The sequence below is a fragment of the Qipengyuania flava genome (genome assembly GCF_011762005.1).
Taxonomy (GTDB): domain Bacteria; phylum Pseudomonadota; class Alphaproteobacteria; order Sphingomonadales; family Sphingomonadaceae; genus Qipengyuania; species Qipengyuania flava.
In genome coordinates, this window is sequence record NZ_JAASQU010000004.1 from 1 (window position 1) to 17545 (window position 17545).

Annotated in this window: 15 protein-coding genes; 5 read left to right on the forward strand and 10 right to left on the reverse strand. The window is 64.4% G+C overall.

Annotated elements, in window-relative coordinates:
• Positions 1–160: 160 nt before the first annotated feature.
• The 9 genes from FHS69_RS12370 to FHS69_RS12410 all read right to left on the reverse strand — a co-directional run bounded on the left by FHS69_RS12370 (position 161) and on the right by FHS69_RS12410 (position 10229).
• Entirely contained in the window at positions 161–1594 is a 1434-nt protein-coding gene (locus tag FHS69_RS12370) for an aldehyde dehydrogenase family protein (protein ID WP_166777956.1), read from the reverse strand.
• 24 nt (positions 1595–1618) lie between these two features.
• Positions 1619–3286: an acetolactate synthase large subunit gene (locus FHS69_RS12375; protein WP_166777957.1), complete on the reverse strand. Its 1668-nt coding sequence runs from the start codon at positions 3284–3286 to the stop codon at positions 1619–1621.
• 105 nt (positions 3287–3391) lie between these two features.
• Complete coding sequence (locus FHS69_RS12380) at positions 3392–4330, reverse strand: D-2-hydroxyacid dehydrogenase (RefSeq protein ID WP_166777958.1); 939 nt, start codon at positions 4328–4330, stop codon at positions 3392–3394.
• 37 nt (positions 4331–4367) lie between these two features.
• Positions 4368–4673, reverse strand: coding sequence for a DUF559 domain-containing protein (locus tag FHS69_RS12385; RefSeq protein WP_067464093.1), 306 nt, complete (start codon positions 4671–4673; stop codon positions 4368–4370).
• 2 nt (positions 4674–4675) lie between these two features.
• A complete protein-coding gene (cysS, locus tag FHS69_RS12390) occupies positions 4676–6121 on the reverse strand; it encodes a cysteine--tRNA ligase (protein ID WP_166777959.1) in 1446 nt (481 codons plus the stop codon).
• 104 nt (positions 6122–6225) lie between these two features.
• Positions 6226–6897 carry a nitroreductase gene (locus FHS69_RS12395; protein WP_166777960.1) on the reverse strand — a complete coding sequence of 224 codons (672 nt, stop codon included), beginning with the start codon at positions 6895–6897 and terminating at the stop codon, positions 6226–6228.
• An 83-nt stretch (positions 6898–6980) separates the two neighbouring features.
• The gene (gene cobT / locus FHS69_RS12400; protein ID WP_067672357.1) at positions 6981–8807 is read right to left on the reverse strand and encodes a cobaltochelatase subunit CobT; all 1827 of its coding nucleotides are present in this window, start codon (positions 8805–8807) and stop codon (positions 6981–6983) included.
• 1 nt (position 8808) lies between these two features.
• Positions 8809–9471, reverse strand: coding sequence for a fructose-6-phosphate aldolase (gene fsa, locus FHS69_RS12405; RefSeq protein ID WP_166777961.1), 663 nt, complete (start codon positions 9469–9471; stop codon positions 8809–8811).
• A 62-nt stretch (positions 9472–9533) separates the two neighbouring features.
• Positions 9534–10229: a DUF4197 domain-containing protein gene (locus tag FHS69_RS12410; protein ID WP_166777962.1), complete on the reverse strand. Its 696-nt coding sequence runs from the start codon at positions 10227–10229 to the stop codon at positions 9534–9536.
• A gap of 65 nt (positions 10230–10294) precedes the next feature.
• On the opposite strand from FHS69_RS12410, the gene FHS69_RS12415 reads away from it, so the two are divergent.
• The 3 genes from FHS69_RS12415 (at position 10295) to FHS69_RS12425 (ending at position 14744) form a co-directional block, all read left to right on the forward strand.
• Entirely contained in the window at positions 10295–12460 is a 2166-nt protein-coding gene (locus FHS69_RS12415; protein WP_166777963.1) for a primosomal protein N', read from the forward strand.
• A gap of 73 nt (positions 12461–12533) precedes the next feature.
• Positions 12534–14144: a hypothetical protein gene (locus tag FHS69_RS12420; protein ID WP_166777964.1), complete on the forward strand. Its 1611-nt coding sequence runs from the start codon at positions 12534–12536 to the stop codon at positions 14142–14144.
• An 84-nt stretch (positions 14145–14228) separates the two neighbouring features.
• Entirely contained in the window at positions 14229–14744 is a 516-nt protein-coding gene (locus FHS69_RS12425; protein WP_166777965.1) for a CinA family protein, read from the forward strand.
• On the opposite strand, the gene FHS69_RS12430 is transcribed toward FHS69_RS12425, so the two are convergent.
• Positions 14741–15166: a winged helix-turn-helix transcriptional regulator gene (locus FHS69_RS12430; RefSeq protein WP_166777966.1), complete on the reverse strand. Its 426-nt coding sequence runs from the start codon at positions 15164–15166 to the stop codon at positions 14741–14743. The two genes, FHS69_RS12425 and FHS69_RS12430, sit on opposite strands and share 4 nt — an antisense overlap.
• A 41-nt stretch (positions 15167–15207) precedes the next feature.
• Between FHS69_RS12430 and FHS69_RS12435 the strand changes: the two genes are divergently transcribed.
• Positions 15208–15804 carry an FMN-dependent NADH-azoreductase gene (locus tag FHS69_RS12435; protein ID WP_166777967.1) on the forward strand — a complete coding sequence of 199 codons (597 nt, stop codon included), beginning with the start codon at positions 15208–15210 and terminating at the stop codon, positions 15802–15804.
• A 33-nt stretch (positions 15805–15837) separates the two neighbouring features.
• Positions 15838–17400 (forward strand): cryptochrome/photolyase family protein, encoded by a 1563-nt coding sequence (locus FHS69_RS12440; RefSeq protein WP_166777968.1) that lies wholly within the window; start codon positions 15838–15840, stop codon positions 17398–17400.
• Positions 17401–17545 lie beyond the last annotated feature (145 nt).

The following is a 17545-nucleotide window of genomic DNA, read 5'->3' on the forward strand; positions in this document are numbered from 1 at the left end:
TCGGTTCCAAGCGAGTGATTGGAGCGCGGAGAGCTGCCAACCAATAAAATTGCAGCTGGTCCGCAGTGAGCGGAAGTAGATCGAACGTCTTAAATCGGGTCGTTTACAGACCGTCTGCTGCCCGGCGGACAAAGCGCGAACCGGCCCTTCCGCCGCCCGATCACCCGCGCCGGATCACCAGGTTGCGGATCTCGGTCATGTCCTCCATCGCGAACTTGATGCCTTCGCGGCCCAAACCGCTGTCCTTCACCCCGCCGTAGGGCATATTGTCGACGCGGTAGCTGGGGACGTCGTTGATCACCACGCCGCCGACTTCCAGCCGGTCCCAGGCATCGAACATCTTGAACAGGTCGCGGGTGAAGATGCCCGCCTGCAGGCCGAAGGTGGAGCGATTCACTTCGGCCAGTGCCTCGTCGAAATGCTCGAACTTCTGCAGGATGGCGAGCGGGCCGAAGGCTTCCTCGTTAAGCGCCTTGGCATCCTTGGGGACGTCTTCGAGCAGCGTGGCTTCGAGCATATTGCCCTTGCGCCCGCCGCCCGTGAGCAGCGTCGCGCCGCCATCCACCGCTTCGTCGATCCAGCCCTTGAGGCGCTTAGCCTCGCCTTCCGAGATCATCGGACCGATGAAAGTGTCGCGGTCCTTGGGATCGCCCGCCACGAGCGTCTTCGTCTTGGCGACCAGCATGTCCCTGAAACGGTCGTAGACATCTTCGTGGACGATGATGCGCTGTACGCCGATGCAGCTCTGCCCGCTCTGGTAGAAGGCGCCGAAGACGATCCGTTCGAGCGCATCGTCGAGATCGGCGTCGTGGTCGACCACCACCGCGGCATTGCCGCCCAGTTCGAGCACCACCTTCTTCTTGCCGCAGCGCGCCTTGAGATCCCAGCCCACGGCGGGCGAACCGGTAAAGCTGAGTAGCTTGAGCCGTTCGTCGACAGTGAACAGATCGGCCCCGTCGCGGCTGGCGGGCAGGATCGAGAAGGCGCCTTTGGGCAGGTCGGTTTCGGCCAGCACTTCGCCCATGATGATCGCGCCGAGCGGGGTCTTGCTGGCGGGCTTCATCACGAAGGGACACCCCACCGCGATCGCGGGCGCGATCTTGTGCGCGGCGAGATTGAGCGGGAAGTTGAACGGGGAGATGAAACTGCACGGGCCGATCGGATAGCGCTTCCAGATCGACTGGTAGCCCCTGGCGCGCGCGGAGATATCCAGCGGCATGACCTCGCCATACATGCGCACCGATTCTTCCGCTGCGATGCGGAAGGTGTCGATCAGCCTTGTGACCTCGCCCTCGCTGTCCTTGATCGGCTTGCCCGCTTCGACGCACAGCGCATAGGCGAGCTCGTCGAAACGTTCGGTAAACCGCTCGACACAGTGCTGCAGGACTGCCTGCCGCTCGTAGCTGGCGAGCTGTGCCATCGGTTCGGCCGCGCGGACCGCGCCCGCGATCGCCTCGTCGATGATCTCGGGGCTGGCGAGCGCAGTTCGGAAGGCCACTTCGCCGGTGAACTTGTCGGTTACCGCCAGATCCGTGTTGGGCTGCTGCGCCTTGTTGTTGAGATAGAGCGGGTAAGTGTCCTTGAGCGTGGGCATGTCGTCTCCTTCACCCGGTCAATCTCAGAGCTTCGCGCTCAGTTCCTTGATATCCTGATTGAGAATCCGATCATTCTCTGTGTAATCGACCGGGCAATCGATCAGGTGGACGCCCGGCGTGTCGCGGCAATGCGCGAGCAGCTCGCGCAAATGGTCGCTGCTTTCGACGCGGTGGCCCTGCGCGCCGTAGCTTTCGGCATATTTGACGAAATCGGGATTGCCATAGGTCAGGCCGAAATCCTCGAATCCCATGTTCGCCTGCTTCCAGCGGATCATGCCATAGGCATCGTCGCGCAGGATCAGCACGATCAGGTTCAGCCCCAGCCGCACCGCGGTTTCCATCTCCTGGCTGTTCATCATGAACCCGCCATCGCCGCAGATCGCCATGACCTTGCGGGTCGGATAGAGCATCGCGCTCATCATCGCGCTGGGCAGCCCCGCCCCCATCGTCGCAAGCGCATTGTCGAGCAGCACGGTGTTGGGTTGCGAGGCGCAATAGCCGCGCGAGAACCAGATCTTGTAGACGCCGTTGTCGAGACAGATGATCCCGTCATCGGGCATGCAATCGCGCACCTGCTGGACGAGATGCGGCGGGAAGATCGGGAAGCGCGTATCCCCAGCGAGGCTCTCGGTATGGTCGAGTTCGGCCTGGTGATAGCGCTTGAGCGCGGCGCTCTGCCAATGGTCCTGCCGGGTGATGTCTTCCTTGATCTGCCAGATCGCATTGGCGATGTCGCCGATCACCTCGATCTGCGGGAAATAGACCGGATCGACTTCGGCGCTGCGGTTGCTGACATGGATTACCGTGTGGCCGTCGTCGCGCATGAAGAAGGGCGGCTTCTCGATCACGTCGTGGCCGACATTGACGATCACGTCGGCTTCCTCGATCGCGCGATGGCAGAAATCGCCCGCCGACAGCGCCGCGCAGCCGAGGAACAACGGGTGCCGTTCGTCGAGCACGCCCTTGCCCATTTGCGTCGTGACGAAGGGAATGCCCGTCTTCTCGACGAATTCGGCCAGCATCTTCCCGGTCATCTTGCGATTGGCTCCCGCCCCGATGACGAGGATCGGCTTGCTGGCCTGTTCGAGCGCGGCAACCGCCTGGTCGACCGCCTTCGGCTCCGCGCTGGGCCGCCGCGCGACGCTGCGCGGAATCGGCGTGGCATCGGTCGGTTCCTCGGCGATGTCCTCGGGCAGTTCGAGATGCACCGCGCCGGGCTTTTCCTCTTCCGCCAGGCGATAGGCTTCGCGCACGCGGCTGGGAATGTTGTCCCCCGCATGCAGCTGGCGCGTGTATTTGGTAATCGGATCCATCATCGCGACCACGTCGAGGATCTGGAACTGGCCCTGTTTCGATTTCTTGATCGGTTTCTGGCCGGTGATCATCATCATCGGCATGCCGCCCAGTTGCGCATAGGCGGCGGCGGTGACGAAATTGGTCGCGCCGGGGCCGAGCGTGGCGATGCACACGCCGGTCTTGCCCGTGTGGCGGCCATAGGTCGCGGCCATGAAGCCGGCGCCCTGTTCGTGGCGCGTGAGCACCAGCTTGATCTGTCTGGAGCGACTGAGGCTGTCGAGGAAGTCGAGGTTCTCTTCGCCGGGCACACCGAAGATATATTCGCAGCCCTCGGCTTCGAGGCATTCGATGAACAGGTCCGATGCCTTGCGCGTGTCGGCGTGTGAGTCGGTCATTCGCGAGTTCCCCCTATCGCGGCCCGCACGATGCGGACATGGTCAGAATTCGCGACCCGAGTCCTCCCGGTGTGTGGGGTGGCCTAACAGAGCCGTCTCGTCCTGTCAGTAACCCAGCGCGAGATCGAGCTGTGGTTCGACGGCTTCGCCCCGGTGCCAGCGGTCGAGATTGGCGATGAAGCGATCCGCGCTGCGCTGGAACATCTTGGTCTGCGCGCGGCCCGACAGGTGCATGGTGACCTGCGCATTTTCGAGATCCCACAACGGGTGATCCTCGGGCAGCGGTTCGGGGTCGGTGACATCGAGCAGTGCCGCTTCGATGCTGTTCTTTTCCAGTGCTTCGACCAGCGCCGCCTGGTCCACCACCTCGCCGCGTGCGATATTCACCAGCACGCCATTGGGGCGCATTGCAGCGAGCTCCATTGCACCGATCATATGCCGCGTCTCCGGCGTCGACGGCACGGCGAGCACGACCCAGTCGAATTCGCCCAGTCGCCCGCGCCATTCGCCGGGCTTCAATGCCCCATCCGCGCCCGAACGGCGCACCGGCACCACCTTCATGTCGAACGCCTCGAGCCGCGTCTTGATGAGCGATCCGATCGCCCCCATCCCCAGCAGCAGCACGCGTTCACCCGCCAGTTCGCGCTTGCCCGGGCTGTCGAGCAGCCATTCGTTCCGGTCCTGCGCGCGCACCACCTCGCGATAGCCCTTGGCATGCGCGAGCATCAGCATGACGACATATTCGGCAATGGTGATTGCGTTTATGCCAACGCCATTGGTGACCACCACGCCGCGCTCGGCGAGCAGGTCGAGCGGCATGAAATCGAGCCCGGCGTAGATCGAGTTCATCCATTTGAGCCCGGTCGCGGCGCGCGCGATCTCGATCATCGGCTCTTTCTCGTTGAGGTCGAACCAGCCGATCTCCGCCTGCGGCGCGAATTCCAGCGCCTCTTCCTTGCTGGCAAACCACAGCGGCTCGACCCAATCGGGCAGGCGCGGTTCGACCAGCGGACGGATCATGGCGGACAGGACGGCTTTGGTCATCGAAATCTCCCTCGATGCCTCCATTGCCGGTCAGGCGTTATTTCGCAAACCGTTCCTTGCGGCGGCTGGCGATATCGAGGATCGCCTCGGCCACTTCGCTGGCATTGCGCAGCACGTGGGCAGGCGGGACCTGCATGATGTCGACGCGGTGACGTTCCTGCCAGCGTTCGCGCGCGCCATCCTCGCGATGCTTGAACGGGTCGTCATTGACCTCGATCGCGAGATGCGCCTCCGCGCAGTAGAATGGCAGGGTGAAGCCCTCGGCCTCGTGATCGCGCACGAACGAAAGCCCCTGCGGCGCCTGTTCGAGATGTTGCCAGAGAAGGGTGTGCGCGTCGGCCATCGTCAGAGCTTCCAATCCCAACCCAGCGGGTCGCCGTCCATCACCTCGACCCCTTTTTCCCCAAGGCTTTCGCGGATCGCGTCCGAAGTGGTGAAATCCTTCGCCACGCGGGCTTCCTTGCGGCGGATCAGTTCGGCCTCGATTTCCTCTTCGGTGATGGTCGCGTCCCGGGGCCTCAGCCGCAGATCGCCGCGCGAGAGGTCGACCAGGCCGAGCCCGAGCACCGCGTCCATTTCCTCGATCACCGCGCGCTTCACGCCCGCATCGACCTTCTTGACCGCAAGCGCCTCTTCCAATGCGACCAGCGCGATCGGCGTGTTGAGGTCATCGGCCATGGCGGCAGCGAACTTCTCGCGCAGCGGGGCGAATTTGGGATGGTCGGGAGCACCCGAGGCGGCATCCTTCAGCCGCTCGACCGCCATGACGATCCGCTTCAGGCGGGTCAGTGCAGCGCCGAGCCCTTCCCATGAGAACTCCAGCTCGCTGCGGTAATGCGCCTGCAGGCACATCATCCGGTAGGCGAGCGGATGGTAGCCCTTGTCGACCAGCAGTTGCAGCCGCAGGAACTCGCCCGACGACTTGCTCATCTTGCCGCTGCGCTCGACGAGGAAATTGTTGTGCATCCAGATCTTCGCACCCGAATGCGTCGCCTCGTCCAGACCGCCGCAGCCGCAGAAGGCCTGGTTCTGCGCGATTTCATTGGGGTGGTGGATCTCGCGGTGGTCGATCCCGCCGGTATGGATGTCGAAGGGGAAGCCGAGCAGCTTTTCGCCCATGACCGAGCATTCGAGATGCCAGCCGGGTGCACCCTTGCCCCAGGGTGAATCCCATTCCATCTGCCGCGTCTCGCCCGCCGGGGTCTTGCGCCAGATGGCGAAATCGGCGGCATTGCGCTTGCCTTCAACCGTGTCGATCCGACCTTCACCCTCTTCGGTGACCGCGCGCGCGAGGCGGCCGTAGTCCGCCACGGTCGAGACGTCGAAGTAGAGCCCGCTGTCGAGCTCGTAGCAGTGCTTGTCGGCAATGCCCTTCGCGAAATCGATCATCTCGTCGATGTAATCGGTTGCCACAGACCACTTCGCCGGCTCGCGGATGTTGAGCGCCTTCACATCGGCCCAATAGGCCTCGGTGTAGTGCTTCGCGATGTCCCAGATCGACTGCGCCTTCTGCGCCGCCATCTTTTCCATCTTGTCCTCACCCGCATCGCCATCGTCGGTCAGGTGCCCGACATCGGTGATGTTGATGATGTGGGTGAGATCGTAGCCCTTCCAGCTCAGCGTGCGCCCCAATATGTCGGCGAAGACATAAGCGCGCATATTGCCGATATGCGGATAGTTGTAGACCGTCGGCCCGCAGGAATAAACGCGCGCCTCGCCGGGATGGACAGGAATGAATTCCTCCAGCTCGCGGGTCAGCGAGTTGAACAGCTTGAGCGGCGTGTCGGTCATGGGCGGCCTGATACAGTCACGTCATCCCAGCGCAAGCTGGGATCGCGGTCGGGTTGGCACGAGGCCGCAACCGATCCCAGCTTCCGCTGGGATGACGCCAGACCTCACCACCCTTCCCAGCGTACGCTTTCGTCCAATACGGCGCGCTTCACCTCGAAATTGTTCACCGGCGCCTCCTCATCGCGGTAGCCGATGGCGACGCCGCAGAAGAAGATGTGATCCTCGGGGATATCGACCATTTCGCGGATCTGCGGGGCATAGACCGCCCAGGCTTCCTGGAAACAGGTGTCGAGCCCTTCCTCGCGGCACAGCAGGCCGATGGTCTGCAGCCACATGCCGATATCGCTCCACTGCGGCGGGCCCATGTACTTGGGCGTGTGGACCAGCATCAGCACCGGCGCCCCGAAGGCACGGAAATTGTTGGCGAACCACATCAGCCGCTTGCCCTTCTCCTCACGGGAGATCTGGAGCGCGCCATACATGTCCTCGCCCACCCCGCGGCGACGCTGCTCATAGACGCCGTCGAGTTCGGGCGGATAGACGTGATATTCGGGCGCAAACGCCTCGCGCCCCTTCGGCAGATCCTGCGCAATACGGTCGAACAGCGTCTGCATCGGCTCGCCCGTCAGCACGATGCCATGCCACGGCTGCGTATTGCCGCCCGAGGGGCTGCGCTGCGCTTTCTCGAGGATCCGCGTGAGCACTGCGCGTTCGACCTTCTGGTCGGTAAAGGCGCGCACCGAACGACGCGTCCGGACCGCTTCGGCTACATTCATGTTCTTTTGCCTCTCCTCCACGCCCGCGAGCAGGCGCCCCTCTATCGCTTCGTCCTTCAGCCCCCGCGCCCCACGCGAACTGGCTATTTCTCAATCTCGAACAGATCGGCCAACTGCTCGATGATCGTCCCGCCCAGTTGTTCGACATCCATGATCGTCACCGAGCGTTTATAGTACCGGGTGACATCATGGCCGATGCCGATCGCGGCGAGCTGCACCGGCGACTGCTTCTCGATCCAGTCGATCACCTTGCGCAGATGACTTTCGAGGAAACCTGCCTGGTTGACGCTGAGCGTGCTGTCGTCGACCGGCGCGCCGTCGGAGATGACCATCAGGATGCGGCGGTCTTCGGGGCGGCGCAACAGGCGGTCGTGCGCCCACAGCAGCGCCTCGCCATCGATGTTTTCCTTCAGCAGCCCCTCGCGCATCATCAGGCCGAGATTGCGGCGCGCGCGGCGCCAGGGTTCGTCGGCCTTCTTGTAGAGGATGTGGCGCAGATCGTTGAGGCGGCCCGGATTGGCCGGGCGCCCATCGGCAAGCCAAGCCTCGCGGCTCTGCCCGCCCTTCCACGCGCGGGTGGTGAAGCCGAGGATCTCGGTCTTCACACCGCAGCGCTCCAGCGTTCGCGCAAGGATATCGGCGCTGATAGCGGCGATGCTGATCGGGCGGCCGCGCATCGAGCCCGAATTGTCGATCAGCAACGTGACCACCGTGTCCTTGAACTCGGTATCGCGCTCGATCTTGTAGGACAGCGCATGCCCGGGACTGACCACCACGCGGGTCAGCCGCGCGGCATCAAGCATGCCTTCTTCCTGATCGAAATCCCAGCTGCGGTTCTGCTGTGCCATCAGTCGGCGCTGCAACCGGTTGGCCAGCCGCGTGACGACGCCCTGCAGGCCCGCCAACTGACTGTCGAGATAGGTACGCAACCGTTCGAGTTCGTCGAGATCGCACAGCTCGGCGGCCTCGATCTCTTCGTCGAACTTCTCGGTATAGGCCGTGTATTCGAACGTCTCGGGAAAGTCGGTCCACGGGCGGTTCGGGCGAACGGGCTGCATGCCCTCCTCGCCATCGTCCTCGGGCTCGCCGTCGGACATCTGCTGTTCGCCCTCGACCTCCTGGTCGGCATCGCCCTCGGCCTCGCCATCGGTGACGTCGCTGCGCGCATCGGAAGCCTGCGGTTCGGCCGCGCCCTCGTCTTCCTCGTCGGTGTCGTCCTGGTCCTCGGGGCTTTCGCCTTCCTCGTCCTCGCCATCTTCGGCATCGGTCGGTTCGGGCGTATCGGGGAGCGTCAGGTCGAGGTCGCGCAATATGTCGAGCGTCAGGTCCTGGAAGGCGCGCTGGTCGTCGAGCACGTCGACCAGCCCGTCCATATCGGTGCCGATCTTGGCGAGAATGTCCTCGCGCACCAGGTCGACCGCCTTGCGTGCGCGTTCGGGAACGGGTTCGCCGGTCAGCGCCTCGCGCAGCATCAACGACAGTGCGCTGGGGAGCGGCACATCCTTGGCCTCATCGGCGCGCACGATCGGATCGGTTGCGGTGCGCATCGCCACAGCCGAGTTCAGATTGTCGCGAATCCCCGCATAGCGCGTCGCGCCGATCGCCTCGTAGCGGACCTGTTCGATGGCATCGTAACAGGCGCGCGCGATCGGTTCGGGCGGTGCACCCTTGCCATGCAGCCCCTCGTCGTGATGGCGCAGCCGCAGCGCGAAACTGTCGGCGAAGCCCCGCGCTTCGATGGCCTGTTCGCGCGGCAGATTGCGCCCCGGCAGGGGAACGCGGAAGTTCTTGCCCGCCTGTGCCGGGCTGTCCGCACTCCACGCGACTTCGACCTCGGCTTCATGCGCCAGCGCACGGCTGGCGCCGGTCAGCGCCTGCTTGAAGCGATCGAGAGGGGTCTGTTCGGTCAAGTTACGCGGTCGGGATGCTCTGGCCGGTGGTGCCCCAGTCCTTGAGGAAGCCCTCGATGCCCTTCTCGGTCAGGACATGCTTGAACAGGCCCTTGATCACCGCGGGCGGCATGGTGGCAATATCAGCGCCGATCCGCGCGCTTTCGAGCACGTGGACGGGGTTGCGCACGCTGGCGACAAGGATCTCGGTCGTGAAACCGGGGTAATTGTCGTAGATCAGGCGGATGTCGCGGATCAGCGCCATGCCGTCGAAACCGTTGTCGTCATGGCGGCCGACGAAGGGCGAGACGAAGGTCGCCCCCGCCTTGGCTGCAAGCAGCGCCTGGTTGGCCGAAAAGCACAGCGTCACATTGACCATCGTGCCGTCCGAGGTGAGCTTCTTGCAGGTCTTGAGGCCATCGATCGTCAGCGGCACCTTGATGCAGACATTGTCCGCGATCTTGCGCAGCGTTTCGGCCTCTTTCATCATCGTTTCATGGTCCAGCGCGACCACTTCCGCGCTGACCGGTCCGTCGACGATGCCACAGATTTCCTTCGTCACTTCCATGAAGTCGCGACCCGACTTGGCGATCAGCGAAGGATTGGTGGTGACGCCGTCGAGCAGGCCGGTGTCGGCCAGTTCCTTGATGTCGGCGATGTCGGCGGTGTCGACGAAGAATTTCATGCAGCTAGGCTCCGGGGGGTGTCTGATTCCCGCAAAGCCTTAGCGCCCGATCCGGCCCGCGGCTAGTACTGCGCGCCCGTCCCGAAGACACCGATGATCAGCGGGTCGCGCGTCGCCTGCGGATTGCGGCGAATGGCCGCTTCCTCGATGCCGATCTCGCGCCAGATCGTGTCGTCGAGACTGGTCGCGAAACGCATCGACGCGCCCGCCAGATCGACCCCCGTCAGCCCCTGCAGCAATTCGCCGACGAGCGGGTCCTGCGCCACGCGCATCGCCTCGCCCAGTTCGGGCACCATGGCCTCGACCAGAGTGCGGCCCATCGAACCGCGCAGGAAAGTGGTCGCCGCGGTCGGACCGCCGCGCACCAAGTCGATCGCGTTCTGGATCCCGATCGTGCGGACCGCGTCGGTCACCAGCGGCGCGGCGCGTTCGGCACCCTCATAGGCGATATCGCCAAAGGCGGTCTCGAGGCGATCCTTGAACAATGCCGAGGTGAGGATGCGCGACAGCACGTCGCCACGCGTGCCGAGCAATTCGCCGAAACCGATCCTGGCCACCTGCTGGTCCCAGAAACCACCGTCATCGAGCATGCGCGCGAAGGCCCTCTCGCTCGAGAGGTACAGGATGCGCTGCACCGCATCGACCATGCCAAAGCCGGGGATGGTGGAACAGGCGGGCAGCGCAAGCAGGCCGCCGGTCGCAGCCAGCCCGCCGAGAAATCCGCGGCGTCCGGTAGCCTTGGCGAGAATATTGGTCATATCACTGGTCCTCATTGCATCCTGCCCTTGTTTCAAGCACCTGCCCCCGCCCATATGGCCGGGCCATGAACCGCGTGCGCTGCCTCGTTCTCAATGCCGCTCTCGGCCCGCTCGATTACAAGGTGCCCGAAGGCATGGTGGTCGAACCGGGTGCGGTTGTCGAATGCCCGCTGGGTCCGCGGACGGTAGTCGGAATTGTCTGGGAAGCCGAACGGCTCCCGGGGACCGAAGTTCCAGTGGAGAAGCTGCGCAATCTGCGCGGCCTGCTGCCCGTCCCGCCGCTGTCGGCACCGCTGCGCCGGCTGATCGAATGGACCGCCGACTATTATGTCGCCTCGCTCGCGAGCGTGGCGCGCATGGCGCTGTCTTCGGGGGGCGCGCTCAAGGGCCCCGCGACAATGACCGAATACCGTCTGACCGGGGGATTGCCCGAGCGCATGACCCCGCAGCGGCAGGCGGCCATCGACGCGCTCGAAGGCGAGCAGGCGAACATCCGCGAACTCGCGGGCATCGCGGGCGTCTCCGAAGGCGTGCTGCGCGGGCTGGTCAACCAGGGCGTGCTCGAACCGGTCGAGGTCGATTGCGACCGGCCCTACGATCCCGCGCACCCCGATTTCGCCGAAGTCGCGCTGAGCGCGCAACAGCGCGAGGCTTCGGGGATATTCAGCGACGCGGTGCGCGCGGCGAAGTTCGCTCCCTTCCTGCTCGACGGGGTCACCGGGTCGGGCAAGACCGAGACCTATTTCGAACCCGTTGCGCAAGCGCTGCGGATGGGGCGGCAGGTGCTCGTCCTGCTGCCTGAGATCGCGCTGACCGAAAACTTCCTGCACCGCTTCGAGGAGCGGTTCGGCGCGCCACCGGTGCTGTGGCATTCCTCGCTGAAATCGACCGAGCGGCGCCGGGCTTATCGCGCAGTGTCCGAAGGCAGCGCGCAGGTGGTGGTGGGCGCACGCTCGGCGCTGTTCCTGCCGTTTCGCCAGCTTGGCCTGATCGTGGTCGACGAAGCGCACGAGACCAGCTTCAAGCAGGAGGAAGGCGTACGCTACAATGCGCGCGATGTGGCGGTCATGCGCGGCCATTTCGAACAGGTCCCCGTGGTGCTCGCCAGCGCGACGCCCGCACTCGAAAGCCTGCAAATGGCCGAGAGCGGGGTCTATAAGAAGGTCGACCTCCCCAGCCGTTTCGGCGGCGCACAGCTTCCGGCCATCGACACGATCGACCTGACCGAAGAACAGCCGCCGCAGGGCATGTGGCTGGCGCAGCGGCTGGTCGACGGGATCGAGGAACGTCTGGGGCGCGGCGAACAATCGCTGCTGTTCCTGAACCGGCGCGGATATGCCCCGCTGACGCTGTGCCGCAATTGCGGCTTCCGCTACCAATGTCCCAATTGCAGCGCGTGGCTGGTCGAGCACCGCTTTACCAATCGCCTCGCCTGCCACCATTGCGGACACGAGGCACCCGCCCCGCAGGCCTGCACCGAATGCGGAGAGCCCGATTGCCTCGTCGCCTGCGGCCCCGGTGTCGAACGGATCGCCGACGAAGTGGCCGAACGCCTGCCGCAGGCGCGCGTGTTCGTCGCCACTTCGGACACGCTCAACTCGCCCGGCAGGGCTGCCGAGTTCATCGCTGCGGTGGAAGCGCGCGAGGTGGACGTGATCGTTGGCACGCAATTGGTAACCAAGGGGTTCCATTTCCCCGAACTGACGCTGGTCGGCGTGGTCGATGCCGATCTCGGGCTCGAGGGCGGCGATCTGCGCGCGGGCGAGCGCACTTACCAGCAGGTCGCGCAGGTCGCCGGGCGCGCGGGGCGCGGCTCGAAACCCGGTGAAGTGCTCATCCAGACGCGCCATCCCGAGGCGCCGGTGATCGCGGCGCTCGCGGCGGGTGATCGCGATGCCTTCTATTCGGCCGAGACCGAGATGCGCCGCGAAGCGGGCGCGCCGCCCTTCGGCCGCTGGGCGGCGATCATCATTTCGAGCGAGGACGATGCCGAAGCGCGCGAAGCTGCCAACCGCATCGGCGCTTTCCGCCCCGAGGTCGCCGAATGTCTGATCCTCGGCCCCGCGCCCGCACCCATGGCGCTGCTACGCGGCCGCTACCGCTATCGCTTCCTGATCAACGCGCGACGCAGCGTGCAATTGCAGGACGTGATCCGCCGTTGGCTGGGGGCGCTCGACCACCCTCCCGGCGTGCGTGTGGCAGTGGATATCGATCCCTACAGTTTCGTTTGATTGTCGCGTGTGGTGTGCCTAGGCTCGGCGCTGTCCGGGCCATCGCAGGGTCCGTCACAGGGGTCTATTTTCGATGATCAGGGTTCTTGCCGCACTGACGGCCTGTCTGGCTTTGTTCGCCTCGCCCGCGCACGCCGCCGACGATATCTGGAAACGGGCCGATACGCGGCATTTCACCATCTATTCGACGGGCGACGAAGAAGATCTGACCGCCTTTGCCCGCGATCTCGAGCGGTTCGATGGGCTGCTGCGGTTCTGGTACGACAAGCCCGATCGGCCGGGCAAGGACCCGATCACGATCTACCTGCTCGACGGGTCGCGCGGAGTCCAGAAGCTGCTCGGTTCGCGCGGCGTGGCGGGCTATTATTCACCCCACATCGAAGGGACCTACGCGGTCGCCCATCGCGGTGGCGGCGGGTGGCGCGGCCTGACCGGACAGCGCGTGCTGTTCCACGAATATGCCCATCACTTCATGTTCAACGAATTCGCCGTGCCCGCACCCGCATGGCTGATCGAAGGGTTCGCCGAATTCCTCGCCACGGTCGAATTCGGCGAGGACGGCAGTTGGACCTACGGCAAGCCAGCCACCCATCGCGGCGCCGAATTGCGGTATTTCGATGACGCGCAGATCGAGCGCCTGCTCTCTTGGCCCGATGGCGAGCGGAGGCTCATTGCCGGATTCTACGGCTGGTCCTGGGGGCTCACGCACATGCTCTACACCGCGCCCGATCGCGGCGCGCGCATCTCCGCCTATATAGAGCGGCTTTCCGCCGGTGAAAAACCCCTGCCCGCCGCGCGCGCCGTGTTCGGTGATTTGCGTCAGCTCGAACGCCAGCTGGAGCGTCACGTGCGCGGCGATATCGAATATGGCGTTTCGTCGGAGACGTTCCCGTGGTCGCAGGATGTCGCGCTGAGCACGCTTCCCGTCGCCGAGGGTCGGATGCTCGAACTCCACCTGCGGCGCATGGGGGGACACAAGCTCGAAGACACGCGCGACGATCTCGCCGCCTTCGCACAAGCGGGGTCGCTCAGCGCAGATGCCTATGCCGAAATGGCCATGGCCGAGATGTGGCTCGAGGAAAGGGAACGCGAAAAATACCAGGAAGAGCACGAGGATGACGACGCGGTCGAGGACAAGGAAATGGGCGGCCCCTATTTCGTGGCCGCCGAGGCAGCAGCCGACCGGGCGCTGGCGGTAGATGCGAGCCACCTGCGTGCCAATATCGTCAAGGGCCGCATTCTGAGCCATCGGCTGTACGAGGACGGCAACACCGACGGCGAAGCCTGGGCACAAGCGCGGCGACATTTCCAGATCGCGAACCGCACCGATCCGACCAATGCCGAAGCGCTCTATCGCTTCGCCCGCAGCTACGCACGTGAAGGGCGCGAAGGGGCGATGATGCACGATGCCTATGTCGCGGCCTTCAAGCGCGCGCCCCAGACCAGGGCTTTCCGCGTCGGTCTCGCCTATGATCTAGCGCGGCTGGGACGGCATGACGACGGTATCGCCCTGCTGCAGATGCTTGCCAACGACCCGCATTTCCCCAAACCGGGCCGCCGCGCGATCGAACGGATCGAGGCCATGCGTGAGAGCGGGACCAAATTTCCCGACCTCAGCGATATCGACGAAGATTTCGAGCCCGACGATGACGAGAATGACGATAAGGACGACGACAAGGAATAGGCCGCCGGGCGGTCAAGGCATCGCGGGCTATCCGGATCTTGTAGCGGGAACCCCGGGTTTCGCCGGCACGTTCACATCGACTGTATGGCCGAGGAACTTGAAGCCGCGCTGCCGGACGATGTCTGCGATCTTGCCGAGCGCATACTTGCTGCCGCGAAGCAGCGCGACTGGCAGATTGCGACGGCAGAAAGCTGCACCGGCGGACTGCTCGCCGCACTGTTTACCGATGTGCCGGGTTACAGCCACGTGTTCGATCGCGGGTTCGTCTCCTATTCGGACGGCGCGAAATGCGATCTGCTCGGCCTGGCCAGCGAGATGGTCGAGAATTGCGGCGCGGTCAGCCGCGAGGTCGCCGAAGCGATGGCCGAAGGAGCGCTCGAGCGATCGGCTGCGCAACTGGCGGTCTCGATCACCGGCTTCGCGGGCCCCGGCGGCGAAGATGACGAGGAAGGTCTCGTCCATTTCGCACTCGCCGCCAGCGGTGGCGAGAAATGGCATCGCGAAGAACACTTCGGACCGATCGGGCGCGATGGCGTGCGGATTGCAGCCTTGCGCGCGGCGCTCGACATGCTGCGCGAAACGCTCGACCTCGCGGCCTAGTCCTGACCGCCGTCGTAAACCGCGCGGGCAGCCTCGACCTTGGTGATATTGGCAATTGCCCAATTGCCCAGCCGGGCCACCGGATCGCACAGCGAGCGCCCGAGTTCGGTGAGCGCGTAGTCGACCCGCGGGGGGACGCTGGGGGTCACGGCACGGCTGACCAGCCCGTCGCGTTCGAGGCCACGCAGCGTGCGGGTGAGCATGCGCTGCGAAATGCCCGGGATATCGCGCCGCAATTCGTTGAATCGCCGCGACCCGTTGGCCAGCCCCATCACCACGCGGACCGACCATTTGTCGCCCACACGCGCGAGAATGTCGTTTACTGCGGTGCATTGCGGAGCATCGTGGACCTCAAGAGTCACATCGGTGTTCCTATCGGACAGCAAGGTGCCTTCTTGCGCGACTTGGGGTGCAGTTTCCATATGGCCTCCAGGTTATTGATAGTAACTATGGAGTCCTACGCATGCAAATCCTTCGTATCGACAGTTCGACCACCGGCGACCAGTCGATCAGCCGCAAGCTGACCGACGAGCTGCTAAGCCATTTTACCGCGAAACATCCCGATGCCGAAGTGGTAACGCGCGATCTTGTGGCCGACCCGCTGCCGCATATCGACCCGATCACCACCAGCGCGATCCGCACGCCGCCCGAAACGCATGAGGAAGCGGTTGCCGCCGCTTACCCCGAACAGCGCGCGGTGCTCGACGAATTCCTTGCCAGCGATGTGGTGATCGTCGGCGCGCCGATGTATAATTTCACCATTCCCAGCCAGCTCAAGGCATGGCTCGACCGGCTGGGCGTACCCGGCGTGACGTTCAAATATTCGGAGAATGGCCCCGAGGGGCTGGCCGGCGGACGCAAGGTCGTGATCGCCTCTGCACGCGGCGGCGAATATTCGACCGACCAGCTGGCCGAGAACCAGGAAAGCCTGCTCACCACCTTCTTCGGCTTCATCGGCGTGGATGACCTCCACTTCGTTCGCGTCGAAAAGGCCGGTTTCGGCCCCGAGGCGATCGAGCAAGGCATGAATGCGGCGAAGCAGGAAATCGCCCAGCTGTAAGGCACCATCGCGGTGGCCGGGCATTGTTCACCCATGCCCGGCCCCGTTCTCGTCCCCATCCTCGGCGACCAGCTGACCCGCGACCTTGCCAGCCTGCGCGGGCGCACCAAGGACGATAGCGTTATCCTCATGATGGAGGTCTGGGACGAGGCGACCTATGTCCGCCACCACAAGCAGAAGATCGCGCTGATTTTCTCCGCGATGCGCCATTTCGCCGAGGAATTGCGCGATGCGGGGTGGTCGGTTGATTACACGAAGCTCGACGATCCCGACAATGCGGGGAGCTTCACCGGCGAACTCGCACGTGCGATCGAACGGCACGACCCGCGCTTCGTCAGCGTGGTCGAGGCAGGCGAGTGGCGCGTGCGGCAGGACATGGGGCAATGGGCGGACAAGTTCGCTTGTGAAATCGAGATCCTGCGCGACGACCGCTTCATCTGTTCGCAGTCCGAATTCGACGCATGGGCGGAAGACCGCAAGGAATTGCGGATGGAGTTCTTCTACCGCGAGATGCGGCGCAAGACAGGGCTGCTGATGGCCGAGGACGGCAAGCCCGAAGGCGGGGAGTGGAATTACGACAGCGAGAACCGCAAGCCGCCCAAGGACGGGCTCGCCGCTCCCGAACGCCCCAGGTTCGAACCCGATGCCGTGACGCAGGAAGTTATCGAGCTGGTCGAAGACCGGTTCGGCGATCATTTCGGATCGCTCGATACATTCGGCTGGCCGGTGACGCGCGACGAGGCCGAAGAGGCCGCCGATGCCTTCTTCACCGAGCGGATCGAATGCTTCGGCCCCTATCAGGACGCGATGGTCGCGGGCGAGGACGACCTGTTCCATTCGATGCTTTCGACCAGCATCAACCTCGGCCTGCTCGACCCGCTTGAGCTGTGTCGCCGCGCAGAGGAAGCCTATCGCGAGGGCCGCGCGCCGCTCAACAGCGTCGAGGGCTTCATTCGCCAGATCATCGGCTGGCGCGAATATGTGCGCGGGTTCTACTGGCACCAGATGCCGCATCTGCAGAAGGCAAATGCGCTCAACGCGCAGCGCGGCCTGCCCGAGTTCTACTGGACCGGCGAAACCGACATGGCCTGCCTGGCCGACTGCATCCGCTCGACCCGCGACAATGCGCATGCGCACCATATCCAGCGGCTGATGGTGCTGGGCAATTTTGCACTGCTGGCGGGGATCGACCCGCGCGCGGTGCAGGACTGGTATCTGGTGGTCTATGCCGATGCCTATGAATGGGTCGAATTGCCCAATGTGGCGGCGATGATCCTTTATGCCGATGGCGGAAAGCTGGCGTCCAAGCCCTATGCGGCAAGCGGCAATTACATCAACAAGATGAGCAATTACTGCGCCGGCTGCACCTATTCGCCCAGCAAGAAGACGGGCGAAGGCGCCTGCCCCTTCAATCCGCTGTACTGGCATTTCATAGACCGGCACCGCGAACGTCTGGAGAAGAACCACCGGATCGGGCGGATCTATGCCACTTGGGACCGGATGGGCGAGGAACGCCAGCGCGACTATCTCGACAGCGCCGAGAGCTTCCTCGAAACGCTCGAACCCGCCGCCGCGGGATGGGCGCGGGCCGACTAGGCCATCATTTCGCCGCAATTCGACCACCGCCGGTCCCGGCGCACGGAGACATGTCGCGCCGTGTTCATTGGGCTGTCAGGTCGGTGCCGACACCTGCGCCGCCTGCGACGATCGCGTCGCTTAGAAGACCGATAATACCAAGGGG

Excerpts from the sequence above, each read along its gene's own strand:
- fsa (WP_166777961.1), bottom strand. The coding sequence starts at position 9,471 with ATGAAATTCTTCGTCGACACCGCCGACATCGCCGACATCAAGGAACTG.
- FHS69_RS12395 (WP_166777960.1), bottom strand. The coding sequence starts at position 6,897 with ATGAATGTAGCCGAAGCGGTCCGGACGCGTCGTTCGGTGCGCGCCTTT.
- FHS69_RS12440 (WP_166777968.1), top strand. The coding sequence starts at position 15,838 with ATGCCCGGCCCCGTTCTCGTCCCCATCCTCGGCGACCAGCTGACCCGC.
- FHS69_RS12375 (WP_166777957.1), bottom strand. The coding sequence starts at position 3,286 with ATGACCGACTCACACGCCGACACGCGCAAGGCATCGGACCTGTTCATC.
- FHS69_RS12420 (WP_166777964.1), top strand. The coding sequence starts at position 12,534 with ATGATCAGGGTTCTTGCCGCACTGACGGCCTGTCTGGCTTTGTTCGCC.
- FHS69_RS12425 (WP_166777965.1), top strand. The coding sequence starts at position 14,229 with ATGGCCGAGGAACTTGAAGCCGCGCTGCCGGACGATGTCTGCGATCTT.
- FHS69_RS12385 (WP_067464093.1), bottom strand. The coding sequence starts at position 4,673 with ATGGCCGACGCGCACACCCTTCTCTGGCAACATCTCGAACAGGCGCCG.
- FHS69_RS12435 (WP_166777967.1), top strand. The coding sequence starts at position 15,208 with ATGCAAATCCTTCGTATCGACAGTTCGACCACCGGCGACCAGTCGATC.
- FHS69_RS12415 (WP_166777963.1), top strand. The coding sequence starts at position 10,295 with ATGAACCGCGTGCGCTGCCTCGTTCTCAATGCCGCTCTCGGCCCGCTC.
- cysS (WP_166777959.1), bottom strand. The coding sequence starts at position 6,121 with ATGACCGACACGCCGCTCAAGCTGTTCAACTCGCTGACCCGCGAGCTG.
- FHS69_RS12370 (WP_166777956.1), bottom strand. The coding sequence starts at position 1,594 with ATGCCCACGCTCAAGGACACTTACCCGCTCTATCTCAACAACAAGGCG.
- FHS69_RS12410 (WP_166777962.1), bottom strand. The coding sequence starts at position 10,229 with ATGACCAATATTCTCGCCAAGGCTACCGGACGCCGCGGATTTCTCGGC.
- FHS69_RS12430 (WP_166777966.1), bottom strand. The coding sequence starts at position 15,166 with ATGGAAACTGCACCCCAAGTCGCGCAAGAAGGCACCTTGCTGTCCGAT.
- FHS69_RS12380 (WP_166777958.1), bottom strand. The coding sequence starts at position 4,330 with ATGACCAAAGCCGTCCTGTCCGCCATGATCCGTCCGCTGGTCGAACCG.